This is a genomic window from Vibrio floridensis (assembly GCF_021852965.1).
Classification (GTDB): domain Bacteria; phylum Pseudomonadota; class Gammaproteobacteria; order Enterobacterales; family Vibrionaceae; genus Vibrio; species Vibrio floridensis.
In genome coordinates, this window is record NZ_JAKGCY010000001.1 from 857,674 (window position 1) to 870,503 (window position 12,830).

13 protein-coding genes are annotated in these 12,830 nt (G+C 45.5%); 8 read left to right on the forward strand and 5 right to left on the reverse strand.

What is annotated here, in order from left to right; genetic code table 11:
* Positions 1-66: 66 nt before the first annotated feature.
* From LZU85_RS03570 to LZU85_RS03585, 4 genes are all read left to right on the forward strand, one after another.
* The gene (locus LZU85_RS03570) at positions 67-501 is read left to right on the forward strand and encodes a hotdog fold thioesterase (protein WP_176299075.1); all 435 of its coding nucleotides are present in this window, start codon (positions 67-69) and stop codon (positions 499-501) included.
* 1 nt (position 502) lies between these two features.
* Positions 503-739 (forward strand): DUF3389 domain-containing protein, encoded by a 237-nt coding sequence (locus LZU85_RS03575; RefSeq protein WP_108694390.1) that lies wholly within the window; start codon positions 503-505, stop codon positions 737-739.
* Between the two features lie 73 nt (positions 740-812).
* A complete protein-coding gene (locus LZU85_RS03580) occupies positions 813-2,504 on the forward strand; it encodes an SgrR family transcriptional regulator (protein WP_011152089.1) in 1,692 nt (563 codons plus the stop codon).
* Entirely contained in the window at positions 2,504-2,755 is a 252-nt protein-coding gene (locus tag LZU85_RS03585; protein ID WP_237286396.1) for a hypothetical protein, read from the forward strand. The genes LZU85_RS03580 and LZU85_RS03585 overlap by 1 nt, the downstream gene beginning before the upstream one ends.
* 55 nt (positions 2,756-2,810) lie before the next feature.
* Here the strand turns inward: LZU85_RS03585 and LZU85_RS03590 are convergent, their stop codons facing one another.
* A complete protein-coding gene (locus LZU85_RS03590) occupies positions 2,811-4,445 on the reverse strand; it encodes a glycoside hydrolase family 13 protein (protein WP_237286397.1) in 1,635 nt (544 codons plus the stop codon).
* Positions 4,446-4,662: 217 nt separating this feature from the next.
* Between LZU85_RS03590 and LZU85_RS03595 the strand changes: the two genes are divergently transcribed.
* A complete protein-coding gene (locus tag LZU85_RS03595; protein ID WP_237286398.1) occupies positions 4,663-5,577 on the forward strand; it encodes a LysR family transcriptional regulator in 915 nt (304 codons plus the stop codon).
* Positions 5,570-5,911, forward strand: a complete 342-nt coding sequence (gene cutA, locus LZU85_RS03600) for a divalent-cation tolerance protein CutA (RefSeq protein WP_011152092.1) — start codon at positions 5,570-5,572, stop codon at positions 5,909-5,911. Before LZU85_RS03595 ends, cutA begins: the two co-directional genes overlap by 8 nt.
* Here cutA and LZU85_RS03605 read toward each other — a convergent pair.
* Positions 5,867-6,481, reverse strand: a complete 615-nt coding sequence (locus LZU85_RS03605; protein ID WP_045622408.1) for a DUF2238 domain-containing protein — start codon at positions 6,479-6,481, stop codon at positions 5,867-5,869. The genes cutA and LZU85_RS03605 overlap by 45 nt on opposite strands.
* A gap of 282 nt (positions 6,482-6,763) precedes the next feature.
* On the opposite strand from LZU85_RS03605, the gene LZU85_RS03610 reads away from it, so the two are divergent.
* Complete coding sequence (locus LZU85_RS03610; RefSeq protein WP_011081230.1) at positions 6,764-7,603, forward strand: isopenicillin N synthase family dioxygenase; 840 nt, start codon at positions 6,764-6,766, stop codon at positions 7,601-7,603.
* 159 nt (positions 7,604-7,762) lie between these two features.
* A complete protein-coding gene (locus LZU85_RS03615) occupies positions 7,763-8,377 on the forward strand; it encodes a DNA-J related domain-containing protein (protein WP_011081231.1) in 615 nt (204 codons plus the stop codon).
* 48 nt (positions 8,378-8,425) lie between these two features.
* On the opposite strand, the gene LZU85_RS03620 is transcribed toward LZU85_RS03615, so the two are convergent.
* The 3 genes from LZU85_RS03620 to LZU85_RS03630 form a co-directional block, all read right to left on the reverse strand.
* Positions 8,426-8,965, reverse strand: coding sequence for a GNAT family N-acetyltransferase (locus tag LZU85_RS03620; protein ID WP_237286399.1), 540 nt, complete (start codon positions 8,963-8,965; stop codon positions 8,426-8,428).
* Between the two features lie 84 nt (positions 8,966-9,049).
* Positions 9,050-10,705: an ABC-ATPase domain-containing protein gene (locus tag LZU85_RS03625; RefSeq protein WP_237286400.1), complete on the reverse strand. Its 1,656-nt coding sequence runs from the start codon at positions 10,703-10,705 to the stop codon at positions 9,050-9,052.
* Positions 10,706-10,781: 76 nt separating this feature from the next.
* On the reverse strand, positions 10,782-12,698 hold the full coding sequence (locus tag LZU85_RS03630) for a bifunctional diguanylate cyclase/phosphodiesterase (RefSeq protein WP_237286401.1): 1,917 nt from the start codon (positions 12,696-12,698) through the stop codon (positions 10,782-10,784).
* Positions 12,699-12,830 lie beyond the last annotated feature (132 nt).

Consider the following 12,830-nt stretch of genomic DNA (forward strand, 5'->3'; position numbering starts at 1 on the left):
ACAATCTCCATATCGATAATTTTGGGTATATACTAGCGCCAATTGTAACGGAAATCTGGCAAAAGAATGAGCATTTGGAAAAAACCGATCGATTTAGCGACCCTAAACGCAACCTCAAAAAATACGCTTATTGAACACTTACAAATCGAATACACCGGGTTTACCGAAAACTCTCTGACTGCAACCATGCCGGTTTGCAGTTTTACTCATCAACCACTCGGGATGTTACATGGTGGCGCATCGGTGGTGCTTGCTGAAACACTCGGCTCTTTAGCGGCCAATTTTTGCGTGGGTGCCGGTTCTTATTGCGTTGGGCTTGATATTAATGCCAACCATATTCGCCCGATGCGCAGTGGTTATGTGATTGGTACGGCGACGCCAATCCATCTCGGTGTATCAACGCAAGTGTGGCAAATTACGATTACAGATGAACGTGAGAGATTGGTTTGCACCAGCCGTTTGACCATAGCTGTTAAACAGCACAAAGAGCGTGGTGTTTAATATGGTGATTGAATTTAGTCACGGTAAAATCATCGTCACGCCACATGAAGTCGTTGTGAGGCTGCAAGGTGGTCACAGTGTCACTTTAAGCGCTCAGGTCGATGCAGTTCAACTGATTGGTCGTGGCGCCAATGTTTTGGTGGCAAACGGTGCGGAGTGTAAATGGTCAATCAAGTTAGATTCTGAATCTCAACTCATTGAAATTTCGCAGCAATTAGGCATTGTAATCGATGCGTGAAAATCGTTTGCACTGTTAAGCAAAAATAAGGAAACTTAGGGCTACCGAATTCAACGACGAAATTTCCCATTTTATGAGTAGCCCGCGTCTAAGAGTCCAATTTGAAACGCTTTTCCAACACTTCGACGGTAAAAACAGTGATGTTCAGCTTGAAGACATCACTGAAATTCTGTTCTGCACCCGTCGCAACGCTCGCATTGTTCTAAACAAACTTGAAGAAGAAGGCTGGATTGAGTGGCATCCCGCTGCAGGGCGAGGCAAGCTATCCCAGCTTATTTTCAAGCGCAGCAAGGCAGACGTGAGTGAAAACCTTGCCAAACGCTATTTGGAAGAAGGGAAAATTGGCCAAGCGCTCGAAGTATTAGACAGTGACGCGGCAAAACTCACGCAGGTGATCCAAGGCTATCTTGGTTTGCAGCACCGAGAAGGGGAACAGGTGGTTCGTCTACCTTATTACCGACCACTCTCTATGCTCAATCCGCATTTACAGATGCGTAGAACGGAAATTCACATTGCACGGCAAATCTTTAGTGGCTTAACCAAGCTCGATGATAACGATGTTTTGCAACCCGATCTGGCACATACATGGGAAATGCGCAGTGCCAAACACTGGCGTTTTTACCTGCGACCGGGTGTTCGCTTTCACAATGGTGAGCTGCTAACCACCGACATGGTGATCGAAAGCTTACTAGAGCTGCGCAGACTCAACCTTTTTTCTCATCTTCAATCTGTGACCACACCCAGTCCGTGGGTGGTGGATATTCACCTGTTTAAAGACGATTTTCATCTGCCTTTGGCGTTGAGTGAATCTCAAGCCAAGATATTGTTGCCCGAAAGGCTGCGCAGTGAAGATTACCACATTCGCCCAGTCGGAACAGGCCCCTATATGGTTCAATCGAATGACGATAAGAGGCTAATTCTTCGCGCATTTGACGGCTATTTTGGCTTTCGTCCGCTACTGGACCAAGTGGAAGTGTGGGTGATTGACGAAGCGTACTCTTCGATGGTCTACCCGAGTTTAAGCAAGCCCATCATGGACGCTTCCTCGTTATCTGATGAAGTGGAACTCGACCCCGGTTGCACTTTTTTATTGCTTAATAAGCGTAGTGGCGTGGCAAAAGATCCCCGTTGGGCGGAGTTTTTAGCGTCCGTTCTCAACGGCTATCAGCTGTTTAGCTACGTCCCGCAAGAGAAAGTGATCGAACTAGGACTACTGCAAGCGTTTGGTATCAAACCCGGCTGGATCGATCTTTACCCGAAACCCAATATAGAGCCGCCGACAGAGCTAGAACGAATTTCAGTGGCGTATCAAGCTCAGCATCCGATGTTTCCTGTGATCGCGAAAACCATTAAGACCATCCTTAAGCGCTATCACATCGATGTGGATTTCGTGAAATACGATGCGTCTTTGCAAGAACCTGAGTGTGTGGATGTTTGGATCAAAGCCATGGGCATTGCGACTAATCGCGATGACGCACTGGCGGGTTGGTTATTGGATTACAGCAACATTGAGTCGATGAGTACAGATGGTGACTTTGCTCGCTGGAGTCAACTCGTAGACCTGTGGCGAGAAGGAGGCTGCGAAGAGTTTCCCGCGCGTGAAATCGGTCGACAGTTAGTGCGTAGTTGCCAAGTCATCCCGATGTTCCATTGTTGGTTAGGGGTTAATAAAGATCACAGTGGTGCACTGCAAAACGCGAAGTGCAATGCGCTAGGCTGGTTTGACTTCAGCCAAGTGTGGGTAAAACCGGAATTAGATAACTGATGGCCAAGCCAAACAAAAAAGCCCCCGAACGAACGGTTGAGATTATTTGCAGTAAATGTCGCGCCTTACTGTTTAAATATCGAAAAGGAGGAAAGGGTGCTTTAGTGAAATGTTTTAAAGAGCGTATCGTCGACAATTACTGTGAAAAAGTATGCCATTGCCCCAACTGTGATAGTGAGTTTGCGCGTGATAGCCTCATCAGAGGCACACCCGCTTATAAAATTATTGGTGGGAAAGCCAAGCTGAAATAGAGTAAAAATAAGGGAAACCACATGGTTTCCCTTTTTGACTCGATCGAATATCACTTTATCTAAGTTTAAATGCGAAGCACTGATATGGTTTTAGTGACAATGTCACACTAAGCATATCCAACGGATCGTAGTTATAAATCAGGCAGTTAACTTCTTTGTTTTGCAAGTTATCCGGCAACGCTAATGAAACATCTTGATCGCTAAAGTTGTTGATGACCAGCAGTTGCTCATCTTGATGTGAGCGGACATAAGCAAACACACTATCGTGCTCTGCAAACAGTGGGGTGAAATCGCCATAGACGATCGCTGGGTGCTGTTTGCGCAGTTCAATCAGCTTTTGGTAGTGATAGAAAATGGAATCTGAATCTGCCAATGCTTGTTCCACGTTGATCGCTGGATAGTTCGGATTCACTTCAATCCAAGGTTTCGCCTGACTAAAGCCACCATTCTGAGATGCGGACCACTGCATTGGGGTGCGAGCATTGTCACGGCTGTTCTCATGTATCGCGTCCATCATATGTTGATTTGACACCCCTGATTCTGTTTTCACTTTGTAGAAGTTTAGCGTTTCAATGTCTTTGTATTGATCTAACGACTCAAACGCGACATTGGTCATACCGATCTCTTCACCTTGGTAGATGTAAGGCGTGCCTTTGAGGAAATGCAACGCCGTTGCCAGCATTTTCGCTGACTCAACACGATAACGTTGGTCATCACCATATTTCGAGACCACACGAGGTAAATCATGATTGTTCCAAAACAAGGAATTCCAACCTTGGTTCGATAACTCGGTTTGCCACTTGGTCAGTACGTGTTTGAATTGCTTGAGATCAAGAGGAATAGGGTTCCATTTGTCACCGTGTTGCCACGTGAGCGTGATGTGCTCAAATTGGAACACCATGGAGAGTTCATGACGCTGAGGATCGCTATACAATTTTGCAATTTCTGGGGTTGCTCCCCATGTTTCGCCAACGGTCAGCAGATCTTTGTCGCCAAACGTCGCTCTGTTCATTTCCTGCAATAGTGGATGCAGCCTTGGGCCATTACCAGTAATACCTTTGTCGATCTCTTTGCCAATCAAGTCGATAACGTCGAGCCTAAATCCACCGATACCTTGGTCAATCCACCAGTTCATCATCTTGTGTACTTCCTGCTGGACTTTAGGATTCTCCCAATTAAGATCCGGCTGTCGCTTAGAAAATAGATGGAAGTAATACTGTTGTGTTGCTTCATCCCATTGCCAAGCACTGCCTCCAAAAATCGAGCCTTGGTCATCGGGCACACTGCCATCTGGTTTCGCATCACGCCAAATATAGTAGTCACGATAAGGGCTGTCTTTTGATTTACGTGCTTCTACAAACCAAGGGTGTTCATCTGAGGTATGGTTGACGACAAGATCCATTACGATGCGGATATCACGCGCTTTTGCTTGAGCAAGTAAGTTTTGCATATCAGCCATGGTGCCAAATTCCGCAGCGATATCTTGATAATCGGAAATGTCGTAGCCGTTGTCGTCCATAGGCGACTTATACACGGGCGAGAGCCAAAGCACGTTTACGCCAAGTGTTTTCAGGTAATCGAGTTTGCTGATGATGCCATTTAAATCGCCGATGCCGTCGTTGTTTGAATCGCAAAAACTACGCGGGTAGATTTGATAGACCACCGCATCGTGCCACCATTTGTTTTCCATTCGCTAAAACCTCTTTAAGCTTTTTGTTAGCGTCAATGTAGTCTTTCTGAGTTCACAATAAAAATAGATTACACTTGGTTTGATATAGGTTTTTTTTATATCATCAGCAACGCATGCCGTGCTAAGTTTAATTGAGGATAAATTAGCCAGCAGAAATGTGATCTTCACCGTTTAACGCCGTGCGCTCCGATGATGTGTGCTGTGCGAGAGATGAACCATGAACAAAAACTATCGTTATTTCTTAACCGTCGCTCATGAACTGAATATCAAACAAGCGGCGGAAAAACTGCATATTAGCCAACCAACGCTGACCGCCGCCATCAAAAAGCTCGAGAGTGATATTGGCGTCTATCTATTTCATCGCCGCTCCAAAGGTGTCGAGTTGACGGAATATGGCCGGATGTTTAAATCTTATGCCCAAGAGCAGCAAGAAAAACACGCTCAGTTGATGCACCGTTTTACCGATATGCAGCAGCGTCATTTTGGTAAGCTAAAAGTTGGTACGGGTGAGGCTTGGTGGGAGCTATTTGTCAAAGAAAGCGTAGAAACCTATCAAGAGCGTATTCCCAATACCTCGCTACACCTCGAATTTGGTAACAACTTGTCGCTTATGCATCATCTGGTTCAAGGGGAGTTGGACCTTTTTGTTGGCCATGAAGTTCAAGGCCTTCATGATCGTTGTAAGGTACATTTCATCCCATTATTTCAAGACAACGAGGCTTACTTTGTGCGTCGTGACCATCCGTTACTGAAAATTCGCTCGAAAGAGAGTGAAAAGCGCCTCGAACAGCAGAAAGGCTATCCGCTGCTGCGTGTCACGCCCGATCATGCCCGTCACCGTTCAGTGCTTGCTGACCACATGACATCACCCTTTGAACTTTCAGCATCCAGGCTAGAAGACAGAGCAATCTATGATGTTGACTCATTGTTCGCAAGTTTAGACCTATTAAAGTGCAGCGATGCGATCATGCCCTATAGTGATCGTATGTGCGAATGGATGGCCGCAAGGGAAATCGAAACGTTGGTGATCAATCGTCAGCAACTCGGTAATGTCGGAATCTATACTGCAAAAGGAGAACTTGATGAAAAAACAATGCAGTTTATCCAGTTATTGAGAGAGCATTATGAGTGATTCAAACCATGACTTTTGTGTGGTGTTGACCACCACCAATGATGATGAGAACAAACACGCCATCATTAAGGCGCTATTGAGCAAACAACTTGCGGCGTGTATTCAAGAAATACCAATGACTAGCCATTATGTTTGGCAAGAAGAGGTTTGCCACGATAGTGAAACGCTGCTGGTGATAAAAAGCAAAAAATCGCTTTATACGCTGGTGGAAGAATCGATACGTGAGTTGCACAACTACGAAGTGCCGCAAATTGTACAACTCGACATTGCCGCGGGCTTTCAGCCCTATTTAAGCTGGATTGCGGCCAACACCTTGGAGACGCAAAAGCATTAATGAGGTAAGTGCACCGAGGGTGTCACACAGCATGTCTTTCTGTGCATCCCAGATATCACCTTGAGAGCCGAGAAAAGCGATGCCTTCGTCACCACCGGCGAGGGCAGCATACCACCATTCAATAATTTCATAGGCAGCGGCTAAGCTCATAATCGCAAACAGGGCAAATAAAGAAGCAAAAGTGAACGACTGTTTATGCTGTTTCACCAAGTATTCTGCAATGGGATAAGCGTAAAGGCCGATAGAAAAGTGGGCCAAGCGATCATAGTTGTTTCTTTCTGAGCCAATCATTTGGTTGAACCAATCAAATGGCACTTCGGCGAAAGTGTATTTTGCCCCGATGGTGTGTAGACAAAGCCATACAAACATCAGTAAGTAAGCGGTGCGACTGAAGGTAAAGCGTCGACTGAGCCAAATGATCGTCGCAAGAATGGCAACGGCTGGAATGATTTCGGCAATCCACACTGCGTGAGAGGTCGGCGATACCGCAGAGAAAACGAAGATGACAGCATAGCCGAGCGTCAAGAGCAGCAAAGGATTTTGTTTTGTCATTAAGTTTTCCTTCTTCATCGTGATTCTATTCCCTTAGTTTTCGCGTAAATCGTGTCAAATGATGACAGCTTATTGAACATTGTTCAATTAATTTGTGTGACGCACCATTCACCCTGATGGCTTGGGCGATCTAATCAGAGAGAGTAAGCGGGTATATCGATTACGAAATGTGTTGATAGCTTGCGCGTTGGCACAACATTTAACCGTTTGCGGCAATACATTTCATTAAAGTTTGATTTACATTTGCTTGTGCCACTAGAATCCGGACTCTAATTCAAAAAACAAAAAGAAAGTGAAGTCATGAAACTGGAAACTGTCGATTATCTTGCTGATGATGCAGCAGAACAATTTGTCACATCGCTGCGCGAAACTGGGTTTGGCGTCCTGAAAAATCACCCAATTCCGAAAGAGTTGGTGGAATCGATTTATAAGAACTGGTACGAGTTTTTCTCAACGGAGCAAAAGCACGATTTCCATTTTAATGTTGAAACACAAGATGGTTACTTCCCCCCGTCGGTTTCTGAAGTGGCGAAAGGGCATAGCGTTAAAGACATCAAGGAATACTTCCACGTCTATCCTTGGGGTCAAATGCCCGAGCAACTCAAAGCAGAAATCATGGAATACTATGAGCGCGCAAATGCCTTTGCTTCCGAACTGCTAGGCTGGGTTGAAGCCCACGCGCCAAAAGAGGTTCAGGAAAAGTTTTCTGTTGCTCTGTCTGAGATGATTAATGGCAGTGACAAAACCTTATTGCGTGTATTGCACTATCCACCAATGACAGGGGATGAAGAGCCGGGCGCTATTCGCGCGGCCGCGCATGAAGACATCAACTTGTTGACCGTATTACCTGCAGCAAACGAACCAGGCCTTCAAGTGAAAGCGAAAGATGGCAGCTGGATTGATGTGCCGTGTGACTTTGGCAACTTGATTATTAACATCGGCGACATGCTACAAGAGGCGTCAGGTGGTTACTTTCCGTCAACCACACACCGTGTAATCAACCCTACGGGTGAACGTCAAACACAGTCGCGCATTTCACTGCCATTGTTCCTTCATCCTAAACCTGACGTAGTTCTTTCTGAGCGCTACACCGCGCATAGCTATTTGATGGAGCGTTTAAGAGAGCTTGGTGTGATTTAAGCCTTATTTCACATCACAGACTGTGAGAGACAGCCAATGTGCTGTCTCTTTTTTTCAACACTGCTTCACGAACTGACAGTCAAAATGAAATCTTGCTCGACAAATTGGCTATCCTGACTTTGAATAAAAGGAGCAAGCAAATTCAGATAGGCGAATAGGATGCAGCAAACGAATTTGGCGGCCACTTTCCAAACCTACATGGAAAACCCGTTGTTATGGCCGATTTTAGAAGTATTACGTCAGCAGCCAAGTGGCTGGAAGGTACACACTCTCGCTTCACATTTAGGTGAGCTGGGATTGATTCACCAACTTGATCCTTCCCCCGACAAAGATCTTTTTAAGCGCAACTTTTTGATCATGAATGCGCTTTATCAGTTACAAGAAACGCTTTACCCAGACCATTGGCTTCAAGTCGAAGCGATGAACATCGTTTTGATGTCGAGTCACGCCTGCGCTGGCCATACCATAGACGTCGATGATCCTTTAAGAGAATACTACGTCCAGTGGCAAAATTACGAAGCGAATGAAGGGGAAGTTAAACGTCTTTTGAACGAGTTCTGGACGCGTTATCGTCGTTTTGTTGGGCACCATGAAGGAGAACCCATCGACAGAGAAAAAGCGTTGCAGTTGTTTGAACTCGATCCACACGCAACGGCCGTTGATATTCGTAAGCGTTGGAGAAGGCTCGCGCTGCGTTGGCATCCAGACCGTGACAACGGCAATGCAGAGCGATTTCGCGTGCTGTGCGAAGCGTGGAACGTTTTACGCCACTGACACCCAATAGCCGCTCGGAGCCAATCACGTCTATTGGTTATCTTTGAGTTATTTGGGTGACCACTGCGATCTTCGAACTGCCAACACCACCGTGTTCCACCAAGTCTCTTTAAAGAAGCGGTTTTCTATGAATTCCGCTTCCTGTGTCATACCAAGTTGACGGCATAACTTAATTGCTGGGCGATTTTTCGCAATGGTTTCGGCGTAAACCCGATGGACATTCAGTTGGTTAAAAGCGAAATCGAGTAGGGCAGACATCGCTTCTACCGCTAAACCACTGTGATGAAAAGTGCGTTGTAAACCGCAACCACTTGAGGCTTGTTGATCATTTTCCAGTCTCAGTCCTGCAATGCCCATGTACTCGCCGGTAAAGCGATCTGTGACAGCAAGATGGAAGGCTTGCCGAGGAGATTGCTGTGCTTGCTCATAGAATAAGTTCACTAAGAATGCACATTTCTCTGCTGAGCAATCTTCATCGGAATAAAAACGTTGGTATTTTGGGTCTTGGCACTGTTGAAAATACGCTTCAACATCGTTAGGCGTGAAATCACGCAGAATCAATCGTTCGGTTGTAATGGTAAATGTCACAGATGGCCCATCTCACAGATAGTTAAGAATAACTAAAGAAAAAGCGCAGTATAAACTGCGCTTTTTATGGACACACGTTATCCGTTAATGGTTGTTACGAAACTGTGACTTTCGCATGCGATTTAACGCTGCCATCACATCAATTGGACGTGGTTTGGCGAGATCGCCATGCTGAGGCATATTTTGGAACCAAGCATCGCCCAATAATTCGTTGATCTGTTTAGCTGGGTTTGAGTTCCATCCAGCGTTTTGGGCAAGCTGATACCAAACCCAACCGATCGCGTTGACTTCATCGCTCGATTCTAACTGCTCAAGTGCAGAAAGGTCTGTAAACTCTTTACCAAAGCGAAGGCTGTCTTTACCTTTCGCCGATACACGGAACTTTCCATCCGTTAGAATGTTCATCAACGCAGAACAATGGAGTGCGCGAGGAGGGAATGTCACCAAAGGTGCCTCAGATTCGTTGTGACGTTGAGTAGGGTGCAACTGAATCACTTCTTTCGCTTTCTCTGTCACATCTAATGCCTGATAGTCGTGCATTTGGATAACGTTATCAGCAACATCCAGATAATCACCAGACCCACCCATCACGATGATGGTGGAGATCGCCAGTTCATCGCGCAATTGACCGATACGGTCCACCAGCGGTGTAATTGGCTCGTCACCCTTTGCCACAAGAGCTTGCATGCGCTCGTCGCGAATCATGAAGTTTGTGGCTGACGTATCTTCATCAATCAATAGCGTTGAAGCGCCCGCTTCGACAGATTCTTGTAACCACGCTGCCTGAGAGGTGGAACCTGATGCATCTTGCGTGGTGAAGTCCGCAGTATCTTTGCCCATTGGCAAATGATTAATGTAGTTGGAAAGATTCAAATGATGAACGCAGCGGCCTTCCTCAGCACGAATTTTCATTGCTGAACCATCGGTGACAATGTATTCACGGCCATCACCAGGAATGTGATTGTAAATCGAACGTTCAATGGCATTTAGCAGGGTAGATTTGCCATGAAAACCACCACCGACAATCAAAGTGATCCCTTTCGGAATCCCTAAGCCAGTGACATGGCCACGATTTGGTGCATGTAACGTGACTTGCAGTGATTCTGGTGCGGTGAACTCGACGGCATCTTTCATTGGTAGATCGCAGTTACCAGCCACTCGAGGCAAGATGCTGCCGTTGGCAACAAATGAAACAAGGCCATTGACCTCAAGCTGTTCGCGCAATGCCTCTTGGTCTTCCACAACCTGACAGTGCGTCAATAATGCTTCTTTATCAAGTTCACGTTCAATGGTGGAACGGCGGATAAACTTCGGTAAGTGGAAGGTAATGATATTAATCGCTTTCTTTGCCAGAATGTCACGGCCTTCAGCGGGTAGGTTGACTCGAAAACGCAGTTCAATCCCTTCTTCCGTAAATAATACAGAAGTGCTGTCTAAAACGGTTTGTCCATGCAAAGAAATAGCGATGGCGTTTTCTTGCTTGGCGAATTCGGCGAAGCTACGAGCAATGAAATCTCTTGCGCCAAGTTGGAACGCCGCAGACTCCTCTTTTAACCAAGAAAGCCCAGTTAAGGACCAAGCACGAAAAGCGCGGAAACGTGAAGCAGATGCAAAGGGGTCAGATTGAATATGATCAATATACAGATCAAAATCGGTGAAATCGTATTGCCCCTTGATTTGCTGATAAGCGCGATAATTTTGCTTTTCTAGCTTTTTAAGTTTTGCAATCAACTGGTCCATAACAAACGGCCTTTTAGAAACAGAAAGCGGCGATTATAGGAATCGCCGGACCAAGAGTCTAGTACCAAACAATCACTTAGATATGATAAGCGATACGGCTAGAGCCTAAGAAGTTCTGATTGTAGAGCCCCTGCAAAAACTCGCTACAGGGCATGGGTTTACCATAGAGGAAGCCTTGACCGATATCACATCCTTCACGAATTAAAAATGCTTCCTGAAGATCGGACTCAATACCTTCCATCACCACTTCTAAGTCGAGTTTCTTTGCAACGTGAATGATGGAACGGATAATTTCTTTATCTTCTTCTGAGTTATCAATGTGTTGAACAAAACTTTTGTCTATTTTAATCGCATCAAAAGGGTATTTTTTCAGGTAACTAAAAGAAGAATAGCCTGTACCAAAGTCATCAAGTGACAGCGTCACACCAAGATCATGTAATCTTTCAAGCGTTGTTCTAGCAATCACTTCATCACTGATTAAACTACTTTCTGTCACTTCCAGTTCAAGATATCGAGCAGGTAACTGGTACGCGACAAGCAGTTCTTGGACTTGATCAGCAAAAAGCGGATTTTTTAGCTGAATCGCACTAACGTTAACCGCCACGCGAAAATGCTCTACGATTTCCGACCACTCTTTGGCTTTTTCAATAGCAGAGCGCAACACAAACGCACCCACCTCAAAGATCAGCCCATTCTGCTCAGCCATATGAATCAGGGCTTCATTGGAAATGTCCCCCAAAACGGGGTGACTCCAACGCAACAAGGCCTCTGCACCAATCCACTTGTGAGACTGAGGACACACCTTAGGTTGAAAATAGAGGGTGAGGTCGTCGTTTCTCACCGCTTGAAGTAGATAACTTTCAATTTGATTATGATGCAACAGAGCATCGGCGTGCGTTGCAGAAAAATACGCGTACTGCTGACCAGAATCTTTACACAGCACCATGGCTTGATTGGCGTGTCTTAGTAACTGCTGCGCGCTCTCTGTGTGTGCATCTGCCACTGAAACGCCGATAAAAGCATGAAGATGAGCTTCGCTATCACCCACTTTAAAACCTCGTTTTCCGGCATTGATAATGCGATTTAACAGGCTGTCCAAAATTTCAGTGATATTCTCAGCTTGAATTGCAATCACTAGGTCATGGGAGCTAGGTCGCCCAGTAATAGAATCGGCGTCTTCAATGACACCGATTTGATTACGATATATTTTCAGCAAATCATCTAGTAGCGCAAACCCGTATTTGGTCTGGATCGAGCGCGCATTAGTAAAGCCTATGTGTATCACCACGAGACTTGTACTATCTGCTTGCCTAGTATCCAACAAACCCTGCAAATGCTCTTCGAGCGCACTACGATTCAAAAATCCTGTGCCGTGATCGTGGTGTTTTTGATAATGCGCTTGCTGCTCAGCCGCTTTTCGACGATCGATTTCTTGATTCAAGCTGAAGCTCAACCTAGCGAGATTAGTGGTTCTCTTGTCCACGCGAACTCTTAACTGTTCGTTAAGTCGAAGTAGCTTTTGGTGTTGATAGACCACCGCGAGCTGCGCTTCAATGGAGGTTTGAAAACCTGCCAGCAACTCGCGATAAGTGTGGCTAAAGTGGTTTTCTTTGTCATCAAGCATACAAATCGTGCCAAATACTTCGCCATTCGGCCAACGGAGTGGTAAACCACAGTACGAAATCATGCCTAGCTTGATATCAGGATTATGATCCCATACTGGATCAATAAGTGCATTAGGCACCAAAAGCTCGACATTTTCTGCAATCACAGTTTCACAATATAAACCGTGTCCTAGAATCTCCCTATCTCCTTGGTGATAAGGGCTCGATGCACTTTGGCTAGACGAAAAAACTTCGATGTGTTCCGTTGTTAAACGCATAACCAGAGCAGAAGGTACATCTGCGATTTGCGCTAGCAAATTGACAATGCGTTGCCAACTTTCTTGCATTGCCTCTGGAATCTGATAGTCCAGTGTTCTGTATTTTGCCATGGGGCAAACGTCCTTGTTTTTGTGAGCAACGTACTAATGAGTGACAATAGTTATGAAAAGCAGCAGCCCTATTAGTATAGGGGCTCTCAAGTGTGTTACCCAAAAAAATAAGTCCCGAAAAAACTCGGGACT